Consider the following 21369-nt stretch of genomic DNA (forward strand, 5'->3'; position numbering starts at 1 on the left):
GTCCAGTCCTGATCTTTCTGCCTGATCTCAGCGCGAAGCCACCAGCGGCCACAATTCATCGGCGCCACGTTCGGCGACGAGCTTGCCGAGCTCGACCGCCCAGTAGCTCTCCGAGCCGAAATCGTCGCGCCATGCCAATGCGCGCAGCGAGTAGCGGTGCAGGATGTGCTCGATGGTGAAACCGATCGCGCCATGCACCTGATGCGCGATGCCGCTGCCCTTCTCGGCGGCTTCCGAGCAGCGGATTTTTGCCGACGCCGCCTCGAGGAACACCGCGTCGGTATTGAGCGAGGTCGCGTTGACGATGGTATCCGCCGCCGAGGTCGCGGCGGCCAGCGCCGCGGCGTTTTCGCCGGCGAGGCGCGCGAGGTTGTGCTGCACCGCCTGGAATTTCGAGATCTTCTTCTCGAAGGCGACGCGCTCGTTGGAGTAGCGCACGGAGATGTCGAGCATCGCTTCCAGCGCGCCCGCGATCTGCAGGCTGCGTACCACGCCGCCCATCAGCATCAGCGTGGTCTGGTCAAAACCCTTGGGCGCGGGCTTGGTGGTGACCGGCTGCACCTTGTCGAGCGTGACGGTGTCGTTGTGATCGCCGCCAAGGCCGATCCCGGATTCGATCCGGCACTTCGCGGCATCGACCAGCGCAACCGACACGCCACCATTGCCATCAGCCAGCACGGCAAAATGCTTTGCGTCTTTCGCGAACGGCACGCCGCGGGCGCGGCCGGAGAGCGAGCCGTCGGCGCCAACCGTGACGCGGTCCTTCGGGCTCGCCGGGACGACCGTCATCTCGCCTTCGGGAGATGCGATCTTGCCCTGCGTCAGCAGCCAGCCGGCCAGCATCGTTTCGGCCAGCGGAACAGCGATCGCATGTCGTCCGGCGACATTGAGGACGCTGAAGCCTTCGGCGAGACTGGCACCGGAACCGCCGAGATCGTCGGGCACCCAGGACAGCGGCAGGCCGGCTTCGGTCAGCGCCTGCCACAGCGGCGCTTTCCATGCGCCCTGCTTGTCGTGATTGATGGTTTGGGCATCCGCGAGATCGGCGAAAATCTTTTCCGCGGTCTCGGCGACGATGTTCTCACTCTCCGCCACAGCGTTCCTCGTGTTGATTGGCTCGGGCCGGCCGTTCGGCCGTGCCCTGCTTGCGATGTTGTCTTGCGCTCAATGATGGGGAAAAGCCATAGCCGTGACAAGCGCTGCCCGCAGGGCCACTTGCGCGGACGGCATGAAGCCGGACGCGGCACATGAATTCCGCAGAGTGAACTTTGCCGCGCCTCGTTTTGTATGCCACGCGCGATCGTAAATCGGTCGGTGACATCAGTTCAGTCCGCCAGATGAAACTCGATCGCTTTCCGCATCAGGTCGGCGAATTCGGTCTCCTGGGTGACCAGCGCGTCGTTCAGTCCGGCCACGCACAGCACCAGCGGCTCGTTCGACTCAGCAATCGGCGGCAGGTTCATGGCAACGGCGCCGGCGCCCGGCGTGACCAGGCCGAGCGAGAAGGCATGCCCCTTGGCGCGGACCTTCTTCAGCTCGAGCATGAGGGCCTTGATGTCGACATGCCGGTCCGGCCGGGTCTCGTTGGCGTTGATCAGGCGCACCAGGCGGCGGACCTCCTTGTCCGGGTAGGCCGACAGCAGCGCGTAACCCGACGCGGAGCGTGCCAGCGGCCGCAGCGTTCCGGCCTTGACATAGAGCCGCATCGGCAGCTTGGCCTGAATGATATGGACATATTGCGCGCTGAGCCCGTTACGCACTGCGAGCATGATGGTCTCGCCGGTCCGCGCGGAGAGCTCCTCCATCAAATTGACCAGGCGCCCCCTGGTGAACAGCGCCGGGCTCAGCCAGTGCCCCAGCATCGAGATCCGCGGCGTCGGGATATAGGTGCGGCGGCTGGTGTCGTAGTGCAGATAGCCGAATGCGGTCATGGTCCGCATCAGCGCCGAGGTACTGGATTGCGGGAATTTCAGCGCGGCGGCGACCTCGATGGCGGAGGCGGCGCGCTGGTGCTCCTCGAAGAATTCGAGTACGTCGAACACGCGCCGCGCCGACTTGACCGCATTGTCCATCTTCGGCAGGTCGCGCGAGGTATCGCCGGGAAAATCGAAAGACCGGGCGCCGGCAGCCACGTCGGTCGTCGCTGCATCTTTCTTCGCCACCGGCATCGTTATCGTCCCTGCTGTGCCACTCGCCGCTTCAGCCACCAGCCATATTGCTCGGGCCAACTGGTCCACTCGGGATCGCAGCCGAGCGCAAGTGCGGTCTGCGCGGGCCAGTTCGGATTCCACAGCAGTTCGCGGCCGAGCGCAATAAGCGTCGCCTTGCCGTCCCGCAAGATGGCTTCGGCGTAGTCCGGCTCGCGGATCAACCCGACCGCCACCGTCGGGATGCCGGCTTCGTTCTGGATACGCTCGGCGAACGGCACCTGAAAGCCGGGGGTGCGCGACACCAGCGAATTGCCGCGCGGCAGTTTCATGCCGCCCGACGAGCAGTCCACCATGTCGATCCCGATCGCCTTCAACTCGCGCGCAAACGCAACCGAGTCCTCGATCGACCAGCCGATGTCGACGCCGTCGACCGACGAGATGCGAACGAAGGCCGGCAGATGATCCGGCCATTCCTCGCGCATGATTGCGGCGATCCGCAGCGGCAGGCGCATGCGGTTCTCGCGCGAGCCGCCATACTCGTCGTTGCGGTTGTTAGCGAGCGGCGACAGGAACGAGTGCATCAAATAGCCGTGCGCGCAGTGTAGCTCGATGACGTCGTATCCGGCGGCCCTGGCCCGGCGGAACGCCTGGCGGTAGTCATCCACCAGGGCGTCGATTTGCTCTGACGTCATCATCTGCGGCGCGGGCCAGCCCTCATCGAACGGAATGCCGCTCGAGGCCGCGATCTGCCACGGGCCTTCGCCGCGCGCCTTGATGTCGGCCTCGCCGAGCGGATTGCCGCCTTCCCACGGCCGCTGCGACGAGCCCTTGCGGCCGCCATGGGCGATCTGGATCGCGGCCTTGGCGTTGAAACCGTGGATCAGCGCGGCGAGGGCGGCATGGTCGGCGATATGCGCATCATCCCAGATGCCGAGGCAGCCATGGGTGATGCGGCCCTGGGTGTTCACCGAGCTCTGCTCGACGAACACGAGACCAGCGCCGCCGGCGGCGAGCTTGCCGATATGCGCGGTGTGCCAATCGGTGGCACGTCCCTCGCGCGCCGAATAGGTCGCCATCGGCGAGACCATGATCCGGTTCTTCAGTTCGAGGTCGCGCAGTCGCAGCGGGGTAAACAGCAGCGGCAGTTCGGTCATGCGATGTCCAGCCTTGCTTGTGGTTTGCGGATTCGTCAGAGCCATCATTTCTTCAGCAGCGGACAGGCGCTTTCCTCTGATGTCGCGAACGCTTCCTTGCCCGGAATGACCTGAACCAGCTTCTCGTAATCCCAGGCGCCCTTGGATTCCGCCGGCGATTTCACCTGCACCAGATACATGTCGTGGATCAGCTGGCCGTCCTCGCGCAGGAATGCGTTGCGGGCAAAGAAATCATCGATCGGCATGTCCTTCATCTGCGCGATCACCTTGGGGCCGTCGTCGGTGCCGGACTTCTCGATCGCCTTGAGATAGGTCATGACCGCGGAGTAGAGACCGGCCTGCACCATGGTCGGCCGCTTCTTGGTCCTGGCCATGAAGCGCGCGGCGAAGTCGCGGGTCTTGTCGTCGAGATCCCAGTAGAACGCGGTCGCGAGCTGCAGGCCCTGGGCGGCCTGCAAACCGATGGCGTGGATGTCGCTGGTCTGCATCAGGAAGGCTGCGAGCTTCTGCTTCTGCGCCATGCCGAACTCCTGCGCCTGCCGGATCGAATTGGCGAGGTCGCCGCCGGTGTTGGCAAAGGCGATCACGTCGGCCTTCGAGCTCTGGGCCTGCAGCAGATAGGACGAGAAATCCATGCTGTTGAGCGGATGCCGCACTTCGCCGGCGATGCTGCCGCCGACCTTCTCCACGGTCTTGGCGGCGTCGTTGCGCAAGGCGTGGCCGAAGGCGTAGTCGACCGTGACGAAGTACCAGCTCCTGGCGCCTGATTTGGCCAGCGCCCGCACCGTGCTGTTGGCGAGCGCATAGGTGTTGTAGGTCCATTGCACCGAATTCGGCGAGCAGCCCTTTCCGGTCAGGTCTGAAGAGCCGGCCGACGACACCAGCATCGCCTTGTTCTTCTGCTTGGTGAGCTCGAGCACCGCGAAGGCGACCGCGGAATTGGCGAAATCGACGATGACGTCGACATTCTCCTGCTCGTACCAGCGCCGCGCGATGCCGGCGCCGATATCAGCCTTGTTCTGATGGTCGGCATCGACCATCGCGATCGGCTTGCCCAGCACCTTGCCGCCGAAATCCGCAATCGCCATCCGGACCGCTTCGACCGCGCCGGGGCCGGCCGCGTCGGCATACAGCCCGGCCTGATCGGTCAGCACGCCGATCTTGACCATGTCGTCGGAGATCTGCGCGTGCGATGGCGCGGCGAAGGCGACTGAGAGGATTGCAGCGCTCGCGGCGATCCATCCGTAACTCGGTGTCATTGTCCCTGGTTTCCTCTAGTTCGATTGCCTTATGGCCTTGGTCTTGTCTTGTCGCAGGTCGATCATGCCCGGATGCGACAGCGGGTCCCTGTCGGCGCCGAGCAGCACGTGCTTCTGGATCTTGTTGGTCGAGGTCAGCGGCAGCTCGGCCACGAAGGCGATCCACGCCGGCAGCTTGAACGGCGCCAGGCGTTCGCGGCAGAAACGGAAGATGTCCTGCGCAAGCTTGTGGGAAGCGTCAGCGCCATCGTTGATCACGATGAAAGCCGCGACCTCTTCGTCGCGGATCGGATCGTGCGCGGCAACAACCGCGGCCTGCTTGACCAGCGGCGACGTCGTCAGCACGGCCTCGACCTCGGCGGCCGAGATGTTCTCGCCGGCGCGCCGGACCAGATGCTTCAACCGGTCGACGAACACGAAGGCGCCATCCGGATGCTGCCAGGCGCTGTCGCCGGTGTGAAACCAACCGCCGCGCCAGGCGTGCTCGGTGGCCTCGGGGTCTTTCAGATAGCCGGAGAAGAAGCCGCGCCGCGGCGTCGCTTCCGAATGGCGCACGCAGAGTTCGCCGACCGCGCCCGGCGGCAGCGCATGGCCGTCGGCATCGAGGATCGTCATTTCGAGGCCGGGCGCGCTGCGGCCGATCGTGTTGGTCTCGAGGTGGCGCGGTTCGATGGTGTTGAACGGACTGCGTCCGGTCTCGGTCATGCCCCAGCCCTCGACGAAGGCGATGCCGAAGCGGTCGCGGGCCCGCGCGCGCTGCTCGGGATTGGCGCCGACGCCCATCGAGAAGCGCAGCGCATGCGCTGTCTCGTCCGGCGTTTCCGGCTGCGCCAGCAAGGCCGCGACGATCACGCCGAGATAGTGCAGTACGCTGGCGCGGCACGCGACGATGTCGCGCCAGGCGAATTTCGCGTTGAAGCGTTCGGGGAGGATCAGGCAGCCGCCGGTCAGCATCATCGCGATCGGAGTCAGCGTCAGGCCGGCCATGTGGAATAGCTGCAGCGGGCTGTAGAGACGCTCCGTTCCCATGTGATACGTCGCCTCGCCGCCGTGGCTGACGTACCAGCGGCCGGTCGAGACCACGTATTCGTTGGTCAGGATGCAGCCCTTCGGCCGCGCCGTGGTGCCCGAGGTGTAGAGCAGGGCGGCCTCGGTTTCGCTTCCCGGTTCGCCGGTACGCGGTGGCGGCCGCCTGGCAAACGGGATTTGCGCCAGGCTCGCGCCGAGGTCATCACCGGACACCTCAAGCACGGGCACCGCGCCGGTCAACGCCTTCTGCAACTCCGTCTGACCGTGCAGCGTGACGATCAAATCGGGCTCGGCATGCGCAATGAGATATTCGATTTCCGCCGCGCGATAGGCCGGATTGATCGGGACGATCGAGACGCCAAGGCTGTTGAGCGCCAGCCAGTGCACGATGAAATCGGGCCGGTTCTCCAGCAGCAGGCAGGCGCGATGTCCATGGCCGAAGCCCGACGTGCGGTACCGGTCGCGCAATGCGCAGACCTGCCGCGCAATGTCGCCATAGGACAGTTCGACGCCGTCGGGAAAGTATGTGCGGTTGGGACGCGCGGGAATGCAGAGAAAGGGTTTGAACGCCGCAGCATCTGCGGTCGCAGCGAACACGTTGAAGACGGTGTACATCGTCGCGAATGTTTCCCCTGACGGCCGCGGGTCGACGTCAACGATGCCGGCCTGCGGGTGCTGCTTCGTTGAGCGCGTTGCCGCGATCGCGGCGTTGCGCGGAAGCTATAGGGGCGAGTAACGTGCTGTCAAATCCGTTATGAGTTTCCAAAAAACTCATATGTAGTTTGAAGGCGAATCGGGAGGTAACGAGATGAAGATGCATATGTTGTCGGGCGGCCGTCTGCAGATGTCGAAGCGGACCTATCTGCCTGATGCGCCGCGTGGCGCGACGATCGACCTTCCGGTGTCCTGCGTGCTGTTGCGGCATACGCAGGGCAACGTGCTGTTCGACACCGGATGCCATCCCGATGTCGCCACCGATCCCGAGGGGCGGCTCGGCATGCTCGCCAAATACATGCGCCCGATCATGCCGGCGGACGATCACGTGCTGACGAGCCTGAAGGCCGTCGGACTTGGTTCTGATGATATCGACGTGGTGATCTGCTCTCACCTGCACACCGATCATTGCGGCTGCAACGCCTTTTTCAAGAAGGCGACGATCTTCGTCCACGCGCTCGAGATCGAGGCCGCGAATGCCGACAACGCGTTCGATCGCGGATACATCAAGGCGGATTGGGATCATCCGCTGAAGATGGAGATCTTCGATCGGCAGATGGACGTGTTCGGCGATGGCAAACTGACGCTGATCCCGCTGCCGGGACATTCGAAGGGCACGACCGGCGCGCTGGTCAAGCTCGACAAGAGCGGCGAATATCTGCTGGCGTCCGACGCGCTCAGCGTGCGCGCCAATCTCGACCAGCGGGTCTCGCCCCGGAACAGCCTCGATGTCGATCAATTCCTGAAATCGCTCGACGAGATCGCCAGGCTCGAGGCGTCGGGCGTCAAGATCATCTGCGGCCATGACGAGGCGCAGTGGGCCGGCCTGCAAAAGGGGCCGAACGCGTATACGTGAGGCCTCGTATCTGAGAGCTTCGCGCTGTTTGCAGATGCTGTGCCGCGCGATATGGTGTGCCACCGCCGGAGATCATCTGGCTTACAACAACAAGGAAAATGCAGATGTCCAAGGATGGTTTGTGCGCGATCGTGACGGGGTCGGCGTCGGGACTCGGCGCCGCGACTGCGCAAATCCTCGCCACGCCGGGCGCGCGCCTCATCATCAACTATTCCAACAGCAAGGCGGAAGCCGAGGCGACCGCGGAAGCCTGCCGCAAGCAGGGCGCCGAGGTGCTGGTGGTGCAGGGCGACGTCTCGCGCGATGAGGATTGCAAGACAATCGCCGCCGCTGCGCAGGGCTGGGGCCGCCTCGACGTGCTGGTCAACAATGCCGGCACCACCAAGCATGTGCCGCATCACGATCTCGACGGCCTGACCGCGGAGGATTTTCAGCGCATCTATGCAGTCAACACCATCGGTCCGTTCCAGATGGTCCGTGCCGCGCGCGCTTTGCTCGAAGCCGGCGCCAAGACCTCCGGCCGTCCCTCGGCGGTGGTCAACGTCTCCTCGGTCGCCGGCATTTCCGGCGGCGGTTCGTCGGTCGCCTATGCCGCGAGCAAGGGCGCGCTCAACACCATGACGCAGTCGCTGGCGCGCGCGCTGGCACCGTTGATCCGCGTCAACACGGTATGCCCGGGTTATATCGATACGCCCTGGTTCACCAAGGGCCGCGGCGCTGATGGCGCCAAGCAGGTGCGCGATGCCGTGGTCGCGCGGGTGCCGCTGAAGGTTGCCTCGACCGCCGAGGACATCGCCAATCTGGTCTGCTTCCTGGCCAGCCCCGCGTCGAGCAACATGACCGGCGAGTTCGTCCGCATGGATGCCGGCATGCATCTCATTCAGTGAGCCGAATGTGAGGCTATATCCTCATCTACCGCTGTCCTCGCCCGGCTCGACCGGGCGATCCAGTACGCCGCGCCCACTCGGCTCTAGCACTGCAGTCTCTGGAATACTGGATCACCCGCATGCGCGGGTGATGACACTGAGCAAGTCAGAGTGATGCATCTCTCCGGGATGGCGCCTTCGCCGTCACTTGTTGCCGATATCCGGGATCACGCGCGCCGCGACCAGCCGATTCCAGATGAACAACACCACCAGCGCGCCGATCGTGGCGGTGATGAAGCCGGCGCCTTGTTCGGGGCCGTAATGGCCGATCGCCTGGCCGATGAAGGTCGCGAGAAACGCGCCGGCGATGCCGAGCACGGTGGTGAGAATGAAGCCGCTTGGATTATTCGGCCCCGGTGACAGGAACCGCGCGATGATCCCCGCGACAAAGCCGACGATGATGACCCAGATGATGCCGCCCATGACTGTCGTCCTCCTCAGATGGAATCAACGCTGCCGCTAAAGCCTGCGGTTCAGCTCGTCGCCGCTCGGCAGCCGGCCGTCCGGCGTCAGATGATTGATCGCGTCGGGCAGGTATTGGCTGAGGCCCTGCAGCAATTGGTCGCGCGACATGCCGCTCTGCGACGCCAGCGAGTCGATCTGGTCGGCGCCGAGCGCGTTGGCGAGATCGCCGGGCGCGATCTGCTTGTTGGGCCCGTTGCTGACCCAGGAATTGGCCGCATCGCCATGGCCCTTCTGCTGCAATTGATTGAGCAGATCGCCGAGGCCGCCGCTGAGCACCGTGCCGGCCGCGCCGCCGGCGAGAAGTCCGCCCAGGCCGCCCTTGAGCAGATCGCCAAGCCCGCCACCGCTGGCGCCGCCGGGCAGGGGCGTGTCGCCGGGCAGGCTCGCGGTGACGTTGCCGGGCAGCGACGGCGCTTGCGCCGGCTTCGGCTCAGGCTCGCCCGCACCCGGCTGACCGCCGGAGAAATGCTTGACCGCCTTCCAGGCGAGCAGCGCCAGGATGGCCATCGTCATCGGCGACATCCCGCCGCCGCTGGAGCTGTCGGATGATGTGCTCGGCGCGCTCGGACCGCGGGGCCCGTTCTGCATGCCGTTGAGTACGTCGAGTAGACCCATGATCGTCTCCTGCCGCAACCGTGCCCCGAGCCGGAAACATAGCTTCGGCCCATGACGGTTACAAGGCGGACCACCCGGGCCGCGGCGCATCGAATAGGCAGGCAACCCCAGGTCTGCTATCGACGTCCGCTAGAGACTTGATGAGCGGACGTTTAGCCAGATGAACGCGGACCGGCCAATCGGGATTGCGGGCGCCGGAAGCATCGGCTGTTTCGTCGGCGGTATGCTCGCGGCTAAGGGTCGTCGCGTCGCGCTGCTGGCGCGGCCGCGGTTGATCCAGGAGATCACGGGCAACGGCTTGCGGCTCAGCAGTTTCGACGGCTCGGAGCGGATGGTATCTGCCGACCGGCTGATTCTGTCCGACGATCCGGCAGTGCTGCGCGATGCCCAGACCGTGCTGGTGACGGTGAAGAGCGCCGATACCGGAGAGATCGCGGAATTGATCGCACGCCACGCACCCGCCGACGCCGCGGTGGTCAGCCTGCAAAATGGCGTCGGCAACCTGCCGCTGCTGCGCGACCGCCTGCCGGACCGCAAGGTGCTCGGCGGCATGGTGCCGTTCAACGTGGTCGCGCTCGGCGATGGGCGCTTCCATCGCTCGACCTCAGGCGACATCGTGATCGCGCGGGATGATTCCGGCACTGCGGCGCGGCTCTCGGTGCCGGGCCTTGCGATCAAGGCGACCTCCAATATCGATGGCGTGCAGTGGGGCAAGCTGATCGTCAATCTCAACAACGCGCTCAATGCGCTGTCCAATATTCCGCTACGACGACAGCTCGCGCAGCGCGGCTGGCGACAATTGTTCGCCGACCAGATGGCCGAAGGCTTGGCCGCGGTGCGCGCCGAAGGCATCGCGCCGGTGTCGCCGACGCCGCTGCCGTCGAGCTGGATGCCGCCTTTGTTGCGGCTGCCGGACGCGCTGTTCGACGTGCTGCTCGGCCGCACCATGAAGATCGACCCCGAGGCGCGCTCCTCGATGTGGGAAGACCTGCAGCGCGGGCGCCGCACCGAGATCGACTATCTGCAAGGCGTGATCGTTGCGATCGCGGATCGCCGCGGCCTTCAGGCTCCGTTGTCGCGCCGGATCATCACGCTGATCCGGAAGGCGGAGGCCGACGGCAAGGGATCGCCCGGGCTGACGCCGGAGCAGATCCGCGATGAACAACCGAGGAGGTGACATCATGCAACGATCTTGCATCATGCTGCTCATGCTTGTTGCGCTGGGCTTGGGCCCGGCGCGCGCGGCGCCGCCGACCGTGGCACCATCGCCGGGCTATGATGCGCGCTTGCAGGAGCAGCGCGCGGCGGCTGCCGCGGCAACGAGCCGATCGGCCATGGCTGCGCGCAAACCGGTCACGCATCGCCACCACAAGCGCAGTCGCGCGCGCTGATCCACCGCAGAGAAGATCTCAATGAAGCCGCTCGTCCTCGCGCTCACCTTCGTGCTCGGCGTCAGCACGACGGCCGGCGCCGCCGATTATGCCGGTTCGATCAGTGCCTACCGGCGTGCCAACCGCATGCCCGCGGTGACGCTCGACGCGAAGCTGAATGCGATGGCGCTGAAGCAGGCGCAGGCGATGTCGGCGACCGGCTCGGTCAGCCATTCCGCGGACGGCAGCTTCTTTAGGCGCATCGCGCCGCTCAAGAAGCAACGCGCCGCGGAGAATATCGGTGCCGGGTTCATCGCCTTCGCCGAGATGCTGAAGCAGTGGGAGAATTCGCCGGGCCATCGCGAGAACCTGCTGATGCCGGGCGCCAAGCGCGTCGGCGTCGCGTTCGTCGACAATCCGAAGTCGCCGTACCGCAGGTTCTGGGCGATGGTGATCACCGACTGACGCAGCGTAGCGTTTTCGAGCGAAGTGGATCCCGGTTCGCGTGAAGAAAACGCGTCGACGATGAAGAGACGTTAGTTTCGTTTGGCCAGCTTGGTTGGTGTCGGCGAGGCCGGCGTGAACAGCTTCTTCAAGCCATCCAGCCCCTCGGAAAGCCGCGGCCATTCGCAGGAGAACGTGCCTTTCACGCAGCTCCCCGCCTGCGGCCGCACCCGGGGAAGAGGAGTGGCCGCGGCCCGCGGTTTGGTCGGCCTTGCGACCGGCACGGGGACTTTCGCCGGTTCGCTCTGCAATGACGCCTGCTGAATCTGCGGCTGCTGCTGTTCCTGCCGCTCCAGCTGCTTGGCGTTGAACGCCGCGACGATGCTCGAGCGGCGCTCCTTCTCGAGATAGCCGGTATATTCCTGGTCGATCTTCTTCTGCTCGTCCGGCGTCGGGTTGGGGCCGGCGATGTCGAAGCTGCGATCCTGCATGAAGTCGTAATAGGTGTAGCCACCGCCTGGCTTGCGGCGTCCGGCAAACTTGGCGTTGCAATCGGCAAGTTGCGCGGTCCTGTCTTCCCTGGTCTTCGCCTTCTCGGCGAGGTCGGCGCAATCCTCGAAGTCCTTCGGGGCGCTGCGCCACCATTGTGCGTGCGCGCTCGTCGTCAGCGCGCAGGCGGCGACGAAAACGGCAACAGCCAACGTCGATGATCGTGACGGCATCACGGACATTGCAACCAAATCCGAACGACACAGAGTGAGCAGATTGTCGCCATTTTAGTGACGCTTGTCACCCCGGGAACCCCACGATTTTGCGCGCCTGTGGACCGCCACGCCAGCCGCTGTGTCTGATGGAACACAGCCGCGCGGTATTGAAATAATTAAAGAATTCTGATCCGAAGCCGAATGACCATCGGAACAATTCGACTTGAATCGTTCACTTCACGCGGTGCAGCAATGCGACGAGCTCGGCCTGCCGATGCGTGCCCGTCTTCTGGAAGATCGTCTTCAGCTGATTGCGCGCGGTGGCGAGGGCAATGCCGGCTTCCTGCGCGGCCGCTTCGACTGAATCGCCGCGCGCGAGCCGCGTCGCGAGCCGCGCCTGTGCCGGCGTCAGCTCGAAGGTCGCCGCCAGCAGTGCCTGATCGAACGCGGCGCTGCCTTCCAGATCGCGGATCAGGAGGATCGCGCGCGCGCCCAGGAAGGGCGAGCGCGCGGCAGGAGGCACCGGCTGCATCTGGATCACGATCGGCCGTTTGTCGATCCTGCGCACCACGATCGGCGACGACGGGAGCGGGTGCAGGTCCGAGCTGTGGGCCAGTTGATCGATCAGCCTGGTCAGATCGGCGTTGGCCTGCCGGTCGAGCAGGGTGAGACGGTTGTTGCGGATCGCAAGGTCGTGGCCCAGGCAGGCTTCCGCCTGGCCGTTCATGCCGATGACGGCGCCGAAGCGGCCGACGGCGATTGCCGCGACCTGGATCAGGTCGAGCGCGCTGGTGATGCCCGACAACGCGGAACGGCCGACGGCGGCGGAGAGCGTCGCCGCTTCGGTCAGCCGCGCCGACACCCGCGAGAGCGCCTTGACCTCGTCGGCGTCGAACATGCCCTCCTTCGGCGTGCGCTGGATGGTCAGTCCCCACAAGGCCGGGCCGGAGCGAAAGCCGATGGCGGCAAACCATTTCAATCCGAACTCGCCGAGCGAGGCGTAGAGCGGATCGCGCAACATGTCGGTCTCGGACTCGAACAGGTCCGCATCGGTGATGACGTTGGTGCCGGCGAGGATCAGCGGCACGCCGCGCGCCGCGCGGATGTCGGACAAATGCAGGTTATTGGGGAAGTAGGTCTTGGTGAAATAGTCGGTGATCGATTCCGTGCGCGGGATGTCTTCGGTGCGGATATCGCTCTGAAGCATCGCAGCCCCGGTCGCACCGACGGCGGCGCAGACCTCGTCCATGAAGGACGGCCAGGTCGTCGGATCGAGCACCACGTCGCCGAGGCGCGCGGTCACATCGTCAAGCCTGTGCAGGTCGACCAAAGGTTCAGCTCCGCCCTATGCAGAGTTTGCTTGTTTCGTAAAGCGAAACAGGTCGCGCCTCTTTCGCCCGGTACCGGGCATAAGAGAACCCGGGCCCGCTGACATGCAAGTGAAATCGATCACATGCCGAGCGGGCGTGCCCACAGAGTTTGGCGAAACATGATCGAAAATCGGCGAGGCCGGCCGGCTGGTACGATCCGGCCGCTACGATGAGTGACCATCCTCACGGAGGTCGGCCTCGGCCAGCGCCACGCGGCAGAAGCTGGCCGCGATCGCGACGACATCCTCGACGGCCTGCGGATATTGCTTCGACACCCAGCGCAGCGCGATCGAGATCACGGCGCCGACCATGCCGATCGAGAGCAGCGTGGCCGCAGCGCCCCTGTCGCTGCCTTTCGGATCGCGTGCCGGTGGGACCAGGATGTCGCTGAAGACGCGCAGCGCGTCGAGCTTGACGGCATCGACCGCGGGACTGATGCCGGAAATCTCCAGCAGGAAGACCCGCGCCGGCTTCGGGTGCTGCTTCAGCCGCGTGAAATACAGCGTCAGCGCAGCGCGCAGCCTTGCCTCGGGATCGTCACTGCCGGACGCGGCGGCCGCCGTCATCTCCTCGTGGAGGTGGCCAACGACATGATTATAGGCCGCGATCAGCAGCGCCTCGCTGTTGGCGAAGGATTCGTAGAAATAGCGCTCGGTGAGCTCGGCCGCCTCGCAGATCGCCTTCACGGTCGCGCCGCGATAGCCGACCTCGCCATAGACCTCGATCGCCGCATCGATCAGCTTGAGCCGTCGTTCGGCGCGGCGTTCCTCGGCGTCCATGCCGCCGTAGAGGCGGGCTTTCCGGCTGCTTGCCATGAAAGCCTATTGACACGATGCATTGTCAGATGTCAAGCTATCTGACAATTGGCATTGTCAATACTGTCACGGGAGGGTCAGGGCATGTCCGCTCATTTCGACGTGTTGATCGTGGGCGCGGGCCTGTCGGGCATCGGCGCCGGCTATCATTTGCAGGCCAATTGCCCGGACCGCAGCTACGCTATCCTTGAAGGCCGCGATTGCATCGGCGGCACCTGGGATCTGTTCCGCTATCCCGGCATCCGCTCCGACTCCGACATGTACACGCTCGGCTATTCGTTCCGGCCGTGGACCGAGCCGAAGGCGATCGCCGATGGTCCCTCGATCCTGAATTACGTGCGCGAGACCGCGCGCGTCCACGGCATCGACAAAAACATCCGCTTCAACCACCGCGTCGTGCGCGCCGACTGGTCGTCGGCGGAGTCGCAATGGACGGTTGAGGTCGAGCGCGGGCCGGAGAAGACGATCGAGCGCTTCACCTGCGGCTTCCTGTTCATGTGCAGCGGCTACTACAAATACGAGCACGGCTACACGCCCGACTTCCCCGGCATCGCCGATTTCGCCGGCCGCGTCGTCCATCCGCAGCAATGGACCGACGACATCGACTATGCCGGCAAGAAGGTGGTGGTGATCGGCAGCGGCGCGACCGCGGTGACGCTGGTGCCGGAAATGGCCAAGACCGCAGCCCATGTCACGATGTTGCAGCGTTCGCCGACCTACGTCGTGGCGCGTCCGGACGAGGACAAGGTCGCCAACTGGCTGCGGGCGCGGCTGCCGGCAAAACTCGCCTACGGCCTCACGCGCTGGAAGAACGTGCTGTTCGGCATGTATTTCTACCGGCTCTGCAAGCGCGATCCGGAGCGGGTGAAGAAGCTGATCCTGGGCGGCGTGCGCCACGCGCTCGGCCCCGACTACGACGTCGCCACCCATTTCACGCCGCGCTACAATCCGTGGGACCAGCGGCTCTGCCTGGTGCCGAACGGCGATCTCTTTCAATCCTTGCGCAGCGGCGCCTCCTCCGTCGTCACCGACCAGATCGAGACTTTCACGCGTGAGGGTATCAAGCTCAGGAGCGGCAGTGTGCTCGACGCCGATGTCGTGGTCACCGCAACCGGCCTCGATCTCCAGGTGCTCGGCGGGCTCGAGATCAAGGTCGACGGCGCGCCGGTCGATCTGTCCAAAACCATGAACTACAAGGGGCTGATGTATTCCGGCGTGCCGAACCTCGCCGCCGCGTTCGGCTACACCAACGCATCCTGGACGCTGAAATGCGACCTGACCTGCGAATATGTCTGCCGAATGCTCAACCACATGAAGACGAATGGCTACGCGCAAGTCACGCCGCGGCGGAACGATCCTGATGTCGCCGAACTGCCCTGGGTGGATTTCTCCTCGGGCTATATCCAGCGTGCGGCGGCCAGGTTCCCCAAGCAGGGCTCGCGCCGGCCGTGGCGGCTCTATCAGAACTATGCGCTCGATATCATGACGCTGCGCTTCGGCTCGCTCAAGGATGAGGCGATCGAGTTTCTGCCGCCGCGCCGGGCGGCGGCGGTGACTCCGGCATCCGGCTCGGCACGGCAGGTGGCGTAGCACTTAGAAACAGCGAAACTCCGGGCAACTTCGCGCGCCCGATGTGGCGCGGGCTGGCGATCACGCCTCGCCTCTGCTATGGGATGGCACCCCGCATGCTTCGCCGCGGGTTCGCGGTCCCGTAGCTCAGCCGGATAGAGCGACGGTTTCCTAAACCGTAGGTCGGAAGTTCGAGTCTTCCCGGGATCGCCAGTCCGCCAAACGCAATTGGCCCTTCCAATACCGCAATGTCCCCACGAGGCCAGGTTCCGGCAACTGCGTTGGCGGGTTTCGCTGGACGCTCGGTCGGCGGCGATGATAACGGCTGAGCCAATGTTCTCGTGACGGATCGCATGCCGAAACCTCCGCCTCCTTCAGCCAATCGCGGGCCCAGCCCGTCCCCGGTCCTGCAACGCGCCATCGTCGCATTGCAGATGGGGCAGATCATTGAGGCCGAGCGGCTGGCGGCGGAGGTCTTGAAGGCAAACCGCAACGATGTCGGCGCGGCATCGATCCTGGCCCGGGCGCTGATGATCCAGAACCGCAACGAGGAGGCGATCGCGCCGCTCGAGCGCGCCACGCGCCGCGTCGAGGATCCCGGCCTCGAGACCCTGCTCGGCGCGGCGCTCGGCGGCGCCGGTCGCCAGGACGAGGCGATCGATCTGTTGCGGCGAACCACCGCGCGGCGGCCGCCATATCTGCCTTCATTTCAGGCGCTGGCAGGGCAATTGCACGCGGCCGGCCGCATCGACGAGGCGGTTGCCGTGCTTGAGAGCGCGCTTGCTCTCGCGCCCGGGAGCCTCGAATTCCAGCTCCTGCTCGCGCAGCTGTTGCCTCAGCGCAATGAGCGCGGCCGCGCGCGCGAGATGCTGGAGAAGCTGCGCGCGGCGGCGCCGGGACATCCCGATGTTCTGGCCGCGCTCGCGCGCGTGCTGCTGCTCGACGGCGAATATGCCGCTGCGGCGGATCTCTACAGTCAGGTGGTGGCGCAGCGCCCCGACGACCCGCTGACACGCCTGAGCTTCTCCGCCAGTCTTCTGGAAATGGGCGATCGCAACGCCGGCGAAGCCAATCTGCGTCTGGCGATGCGCGGCCGCCCGCAAATGATCGGCCGCACCACGGCCGCGCTGATCATGTCATCGCATGGCCGCTTCTTCTTCCGTCGCAGCGCGTTCGCGAAGTTTTTGAGTTAGCACAGCTATCATCGCCCGGCTTGACCGGGCGATCCAGTACGCCGCGGCTTCTCCACTCAAGCACTGCTGTCTCTGGAATACTGGATCACCCGCTTTCGCGGGTGATGACAGGATCGCGCCACATCGTCGGTGTCGTCCTGCTTTCGCCGGGACGACGGCGACGGATGCAGAGCTAGGTGGCTCGCAACGACGCGCGCGCCTAGCTCCGAAACTGGCGGCGATAGACGCCGGGCTCGCGGGCCATCCTGTTGGACAGCTCCTGGGCGCGCGACGTTTCATCCGGGGTCATCGCCGCGGTCTGGGCGACCCAGTTCTCGCGCTTCACCGGGAAGCATTGCGCAACCGGCGTGCCCCTGGGCAGGACGCCTCTGAAATTGGTGTCGTGCCAGTGCGCGGGGAAATGAACCCAGCTGTCGTGAAACAGGTCGCAATCGACCATGCCGGACAGCGTGGTGAACGGCAGGTCGAACCGATTGACCGGATGGGTGAAGTACAGCGAGTAGCCCGGCGGCGCCTCGATGGTCCACAGGTTGACGAACTTGATGAGGAGGCGGTCGGCCTCGAACAGCGGCGAGCCGATCACCTGGCTTTCGTCGTGGAATCCGATCGGCGAGCGCGGGAATTCCAGCGCGCCGCCGGCGGGAAGATCGTTGTCCCATGTGATCTCGCCGTTCTCGACCTTGAGATCGCAGACCAGCGGCATCAGGAAACCCGACGTCATCGCATCGACGAATGGCGGGCAGCGCTTGACGGTGTCCTCTTCGCGATTGCTCATCGTATTGAAGGCCTGCGTCGGCATCGCCTTGAGCCATCCGGGGAGACCCAATGACGCCGGCACCGGCGGCGGGATCTTGCCCTCGAGCTCCGCCGGGCAGCGGAATTTGATCGCTATCGCTTCGTTGTTGTTGGACACGGCCTGGCCCTTGGTTCGTTCGATGTCGCGGCGCATCTGCGCCAGTTGATGCTGATCTAGCACGCGATGACGGGACGGAGAAAGCAGCCGCAGCGGCTGCCGGGCGAACCGCGGCATGGAGCTATAAGTTGTTGTTATCATGAGAGATAAGGCAAAGTCTTCGATGGCCGGCGCGGCGCTGCTTTTTTTGCCTCGTTCGGCTCGCCGGTGTGCAAGACTTTGCCGACAGGCATTGGCTTTCGATGCCGGTCGGGCGCATCATGTCGGCCTTCGCTGACGACGAGGTTGCAGCAGGCAACGGAGGGATCGATGGCCGAATCGAAGGTTGAAACCGCCAACACCGCAGGCACCGCGCCACCTTCCGGCGATAGCGGCGGCGTCAGCGAGCTTGCGATCGCGACCGTCCGTACCGTGCCGATCGAGCAGGCGCAGTCGCGCACCGAGCACGATCTGCTCGGCGAGGACGAGGTGCCGGCCAATGCGCTGTGGGGCATCCACACCAAGCGCGCGGCGATGAACTTTCCGATCACCGGCGTGCCGGTCGGCCATTTCCCGGAATTCGTCCGCGCGCTGGCGCTGGTCAAGCAGGCGGCCGCCCGCGCCAACAGGCGCCTCGGCTATCTCGCGCGCGAGAAGGCCGATGCGATCGAGGCGGCCTGCACCAAGGTCGCAACCGAGAAGGTCTACGCCGAGTCCTTTGTCGTCGATGCGATCCAGGGCGGCGCCGGCACCTCGACCAACATGAACGCCAACGAGGTGATCGCCAACGTCGCGCTCAAGCTGATGGGCAAGAAGCCCGGCGACTATCACACGCTGCATCCGAACGACGACGTCAACATGGCGCAGTCGACCAACGACGCCTATCCGACCGCGTTGCGGCTCGCGGTGATCTTTGCCACCCAGCCGCTGGTGCGCGCGCTCGATGATCTGGCCTATGCCTTCAAGGGCAAGGCGGTGGAGTTTGCCGATGTCCTGAAGATGGGCCGCACCCAGCTCCAGGACGCGGTGCCGATGACGCTCGGCCAGGAGTTCGACGCCTTCCACGCTACCGTGAAGGAGGACGTCGCGCGTCTGAACGAGATCTCAAGCCTGTTCCGCGAGGTCAATCTCGGCGCCACTGCGATCGGTACCGGCATCAACGCCGACCCGCGCTACGCGGCGCTTGCGGTCGAGGAATTGTCGCGGCTGTCGGGCCAGCCGATGGTGCTGGCCTCGAACCTGATCGAGGCGACCTCCGACCTCGGCGCCTTCGTGCTGTTCTCGGGCGTGCTGAAACGCGTCGCGGTGAAACTGTCGAAGATCTGCAACGACCTCCGTCTCCTGTCGTCGGGGCCGCGCACCGGCATCGGCGAGATCCGGCTGCCGGCGGTGCAGGCCGGCTCGTCGATCATGCCCGGCAAGGTCAATCCTGTGATTCCCGAAGTGGTCAATCAGGTCGCCTTCCTCGTGATCGGGCACGATCTCACGGTGACGATGTGCGCCGAAGGCGGCCAGCTCCAGCTCAACGCCTTCGAGCCGACCATCGGCTATTGCGTGTTGAGTTCGCTGCGCATGCTGACGGCGGCGATCGATACGCTGACCAGGCGCTGCGTCGAAGGCATCGAGGCCGATCGCGAGCGCTGCCGCAGCCTGGTGCAGGGCTCGATCGGCCTGATCACGGCGCTGGCGCCGGCGCTCGGCTATGAGGCGAGCTCCCGCGTGGCGCGTCGCGCGCTGAAGGAAAACCGCTCGGTCGCCGACATCGTGCTGGAGGAGAAGCTTCTGACCGAGGAGCAGCTCAACCAGCTGCTCGAGCTGGAAGCCATGACCCGCCCGGCACGCCGGCAGCCGGTGCCGAAGAGCTGAGGGCGCCGAAGGAATGACCCGACCTCCACCGCAAGCGGGGAGGTCTGGCCACCTACCGATGTCACAGCGTCTTGATGAATTCGATCAGGGCGCGGCGCTCGCCTTCCTCGAGCCTCGGTCCGATCACACCGGTGCCCTTCTCGTTGGAGAATTCGTGCCCGGCATTGCTGTTGCCGCGCTTGGCGGTGTCGAGCGCGAACACGTTCTTGATCTTGCTGTCGGAGACGTAGCCGAGATCCTTCGGGTCATACTCGCGGCTGCCGAGATAGACGATCGAGGGACGTTCCTTCACCGGCGACAGCAGCGCGTAGATGGTCGGGACCGACCCGTTGTGCAGGTAGGGCGGGGTCGCCCAGATGCCGTTGAGCGGCCGGACCTTGTAGGCGAGCGGCGCCTGGATCTCGTTCGCCCGGTAGCCGCTGATGCGCTTGCGATCTTCCGCCGGGGTGTTGTTCTGGTCATACCAGTAGTCGACCGTCTTCTCGACCAGTTCGCCGAGCGCCGGCCCGAAGCTGCCGTCCCTGATCTTCAGATTGGCCGGGGTCTCGACCGTACGGCTCCTGAGGCCTTCGGCCTGAGCACTGTCGGTGCCGATATGGCTGATCGGAATCATCTCGACGTCGAGCAGCGACTGGCCGGCGTCGTTCTTGATCCAGCGCTTCTTGTCCTTGAACAGTGCAAAGGCTTCGTCCTGCGGCAGCGCCTTGCTGTTGATCGCCGGGCCGTGGCAGCCCTCACAGTGCTTCTTGTAGAGTTTGCCGCCCTCTGTCGCGAGCGGCATGTTGATCTGTCCCAGGATGTTCTCGGGCCATTTCGGCGATGCCAGGCCGTCAAAGCCCTTGTCCTCGCTTGGCGGTTCGCCAGCGATCATTCGCTCCATCTCGTGCAGGACGTCGATCCGCGCACTCGATTTGAACAGGCCCTTCGATTCGTCGAGCAGATTGAGTTCGGCGCTGACGCCGAGCGCTTCGCCGGCATTGCGGACCATCGGCTGCATGATGGAGCCGTCGTATTGCACCCAGCTGAACCACGGTGCGTTCCAGATTCGCGGGAAATGCACCGGCGCCGAATGCGCGGCATAGTTGTTCGGGTTGTTGAGGTCGATCGAGAACACCTGGTTGCCGATCCGGTTCAGCGCGTCGAGCCGTGCGTAGCCTTCCTCGACGCTGTTGGCGGCGACCTTGGTCTCCAGCGCGTTGATGTTGGCGTATTGCTTCAGCACGAGATCGAGCTGGCCGCGCAGCGCCATGCGTTCGTCGCGGCTGGCCTCCTTTCCGAGGATGTCGTCGGCAAAGCGTGCAAAGCGGCCCGGCCAGAACCGGGTCAGCAGCAGCGAGACGCCGATGCTCTTCTGGAATTCGAACAGATTGGTGTTGGCCGGCCCGCCATCGATCACGACCTCGGTGCCGCGATAGCTGAAGCTTCCGGTGTGGCAGGCGGCGCAGGTCAGCCCGATCCCGTGCATATCCTCTTTCGTGTGCGGGTTGCGCCAGGGCGCGCCGTTGGCATCGGTCATCGGGGAGCTCGGGGCGAAGCCGATCGGCAGCGCATCCGGGCTGCCCGGGATCACGGTGTCGGGAATAAAGCCGAAGCGGCCGAGATAATTGGTCTCGCTGAGTCGCGGTGCCGCGCCGAACAGCGGCCACAGCGTCGGCTGCTCAAGCGCCATGAACCATTTCAGCGGAATGCCGAAGGTCCGCGTGCCCTGGTCGGCGTGATAGAACCAGCGTAGCTGTGCCGCGGTGACATTCTGCTCCAGCCACACCGTCTTTGCCGGCGGCTGGTAGTCGACGACCTTGACGTGGAAGCCGCTCGCCACCGTCTCGATATCGTCCTTGAAGTAGAGCAGGCCGGCGACAACCAACAGTCCGATAAAAAAGATCGTCTTGCGAGGCATGCCCGTCCCCAATTCGCGGTACCCGCGCGTGATATGGATGAGATATTAAGATTCGCCGAAAACAGGTTCGCGCTAAGCGTG

20 protein-coding genes and 1 tRNA gene are annotated in these 21369 nt (G+C 65.0%); 9 read left to right on the forward strand and 12 right to left on the reverse strand.

Going from position 1 to position 21369, the window contains the following annotated elements; all coding sequences use genetic code 11:
* Window positions 1–27: 27 nt before the first annotated feature.
* The 5 genes from ACVINW_RS13570 to ACVINW_RS13590 all read right to left on the reverse strand — a co-directional run bounded on the left by ACVINW_RS13570 (window position 28) and on the right by ACVINW_RS13590 (window position 6207).
* On the reverse strand, window positions 28–1095 hold the full coding sequence (locus ACVINW_RS13570; protein WP_456751757.1) for an acyl-CoA dehydrogenase family protein: 1068 nt from the start codon (window positions 1093–1095) through the stop codon (window positions 28–30).
* A gap of 230 nt (window positions 1096–1325) precedes the next feature.
* Entirely contained in the window at window positions 1326–2168 is an 843-nt protein-coding gene (locus ACVINW_RS13575) for an IclR family transcriptional regulator (protein WP_456751758.1), read from the reverse strand.
* A 2-nt stretch (window positions 2169–2170) separates the two neighbouring features.
* Complete coding sequence (locus ACVINW_RS13580; protein ID WP_456751759.1) at window positions 2171–3304, reverse strand: NADH:flavin oxidoreductase/NADH oxidase; 1134 nt, start codon at window positions 3302–3304, stop codon at window positions 2171–2173.
* Between the two features lie 44 nt (window positions 3305–3348).
* Entirely contained in the window at window positions 3349–4563 is a 1215-nt protein-coding gene (locus ACVINW_RS13585) for an ABC transporter substrate-binding protein (RefSeq protein WP_456751760.1), read from the reverse strand.
* A 15-nt stretch (window positions 4564–4578) separates the two neighbouring features.
* Window positions 4579–6207, reverse strand: coding sequence for an AMP-binding protein (locus ACVINW_RS13590; RefSeq protein ID WP_456751761.1), 1629 nt, complete (start codon window positions 6205–6207; stop codon window positions 4579–4581).
* Between the two features lie 193 nt (window positions 6208–6400).
* On the opposite strand from ACVINW_RS13590, the gene ACVINW_RS13595 reads away from it, so the two are divergent.
* Together ACVINW_RS13595 and ACVINW_RS13600 are read left to right on the forward strand one after the other, a co-directional pair.
* Window positions 6401–7162 carry an N-acyl homoserine lactonase family protein gene (locus ACVINW_RS13595; RefSeq protein WP_456751762.1) on the forward strand — a complete coding sequence of 254 codons (762 nt, stop codon included), beginning with the start codon at window positions 6401–6403 and terminating at the stop codon, window positions 7160–7162.
* Window positions 7163–7266: 104 nt separating this feature from the next.
* Window positions 7267–8049, forward strand: a complete 783-nt coding sequence (locus tag ACVINW_RS13600) for an SDR family NAD(P)-dependent oxidoreductase (protein ID WP_456751763.1) — start codon at window positions 7267–7269, stop codon at window positions 8047–8049.
* Between the two features lie 183 nt (window positions 8050–8232).
* Here the strand turns inward: ACVINW_RS13600 and ACVINW_RS13605 are convergent, their stop codons facing one another.
* Both ACVINW_RS13605 and ACVINW_RS13610 read right to left on the reverse strand, forming a co-directional pair.
* Complete coding sequence (locus ACVINW_RS13605; RefSeq protein ID WP_021080200.1) at window positions 8233–8511, reverse strand: GlsB/YeaQ/YmgE family stress response membrane protein; 279 nt, start codon at window positions 8509–8511, stop codon at window positions 8233–8235.
* 36 nt (window positions 8512–8547) lie between these two features.
* Complete coding sequence (locus tag ACVINW_RS13610; RefSeq protein ID WP_456751764.1) at window positions 8548–9168, reverse strand: YidB family protein; 621 nt, start codon at window positions 9166–9168, stop codon at window positions 8548–8550.
* A gap of 160 nt (window positions 9169–9328) precedes the next feature.
* On the opposite strand from ACVINW_RS13610, the gene ACVINW_RS13615 reads away from it, so the two are divergent.
* From ACVINW_RS13615 to ACVINW_RS13625, 3 genes are read left to right on the forward strand one after another with little or no spacing between them, the layout of a single operon-like run.
* Window positions 9329–10345, forward strand: coding sequence for a 2-dehydropantoate 2-reductase (locus ACVINW_RS13615; protein WP_456751765.1), 1017 nt, complete (start codon window positions 9329–9331; stop codon window positions 10343–10345).
* Window positions 10326–10559 (forward strand): hypothetical protein, encoded by a 234-nt coding sequence (locus ACVINW_RS13620; protein ID WP_456751766.1) that lies wholly within the window; start codon window positions 10326–10328, stop codon window positions 10557–10559. The genes ACVINW_RS13615 and ACVINW_RS13620 overlap by 20 nt, the downstream gene beginning before the upstream one ends.
* Window positions 10560–10580: 21 nt before the next feature.
* Window positions 10581–11003 (forward strand): CAP domain-containing protein, encoded by a 423-nt coding sequence (locus ACVINW_RS13625; RefSeq protein WP_456751767.1) that lies wholly within the window; start codon window positions 10581–10583, stop codon window positions 11001–11003.
* Window positions 11004–11074: 71 nt separating this feature from the next.
* Here ACVINW_RS13625 and ACVINW_RS13630 read toward each other — a convergent pair whose 3' ends face one another.
* The 3 genes from ACVINW_RS13630 to ACVINW_RS13640 all read right to left on the reverse strand — a co-directional run bounded on the left by ACVINW_RS13630 (window position 11075) and on the right by ACVINW_RS13640 (window position 13871).
* A complete protein-coding gene (locus ACVINW_RS13630; protein ID WP_456751768.1) occupies window positions 11075–11713 on the reverse strand; it encodes a hypothetical protein in 639 nt (212 codons plus the stop codon).
* A gap of 205 nt (window positions 11714–11918) precedes the next feature.
* Window positions 11919–13016: a helix-turn-helix transcriptional regulator gene (locus tag ACVINW_RS13635; RefSeq protein ID WP_456751769.1), complete on the reverse strand. Its 1098-nt coding sequence runs from the start codon at window positions 13014–13016 to the stop codon at window positions 11919–11921.
* Window positions 13017–13220: 204 nt separating this feature from the next.
* Window positions 13221–13871 (reverse strand): TetR/AcrR family transcriptional regulator, encoded by a 651-nt coding sequence (locus ACVINW_RS13640; RefSeq protein WP_456751770.1) that lies wholly within the window; start codon window positions 13869–13871, stop codon window positions 13221–13223.
* A gap of 84 nt (window positions 13872–13955) precedes the next feature.
* Between ACVINW_RS13640 and ACVINW_RS13645 the strand changes: the two genes are divergently transcribed.
* From ACVINW_RS13645 to ACVINW_RS13655, 3 genes are all read left to right on the forward strand, one after another.
* Complete coding sequence (locus tag ACVINW_RS13645) at window positions 13956–15461, forward strand: flavin-containing monooxygenase (RefSeq protein WP_456751771.1); 1506 nt, start codon at window positions 13956–13958, stop codon at window positions 15459–15461.
* Between the two features lie 115 nt (window positions 15462–15576).
* Window positions 15577–15653, forward strand: a tRNA-Arg gene (locus ACVINW_RS13650).
* Between the two features lie 140 nt (window positions 15654–15793).
* Window positions 15794–16633, forward strand: a complete 840-nt coding sequence (locus ACVINW_RS13655) for a tetratricopeptide repeat protein (protein ID WP_456751772.1) — start codon at window positions 15794–15796, stop codon at window positions 16631–16633.
* 199 nt (window positions 16634–16832) lie between these two features.
* Here the strand turns inward: ACVINW_RS13655 and ACVINW_RS13660 are convergent, their stop codons facing one another.
* Window positions 16833–17582 (reverse strand): hypothetical protein, encoded by a 750-nt coding sequence (locus tag ACVINW_RS13660; protein ID WP_456756392.1) that lies wholly within the window; start codon window positions 17580–17582, stop codon window positions 16833–16835.
* 273 nt (window positions 17583–17855) lie between these two features.
* Between ACVINW_RS13660 and ACVINW_RS13665 the strand changes: the two genes are divergently transcribed.
* A complete protein-coding gene (locus tag ACVINW_RS13665; RefSeq protein WP_456751773.1) occupies window positions 17856–19391 on the forward strand; it encodes an aspartate ammonia-lyase in 1536 nt (511 codons plus the stop codon).
* A gap of 61 nt (window positions 19392–19452) precedes the next feature.
* On the opposite strand, the gene ACVINW_RS13670 is transcribed toward ACVINW_RS13665, so the two are convergent.
* Window positions 19453–21288 (reverse strand): di-heme-cytochrome C peroxidase, encoded by a 1836-nt coding sequence (locus ACVINW_RS13670; RefSeq protein WP_456751774.1) that lies wholly within the window; start codon window positions 21286–21288, stop codon window positions 19453–19455.
* Window positions 21289–21369: the final 81 nt, after the last annotated feature.

The organism is Bradyrhizobium sp. USDA 4461, assembly GCF_054055655.1.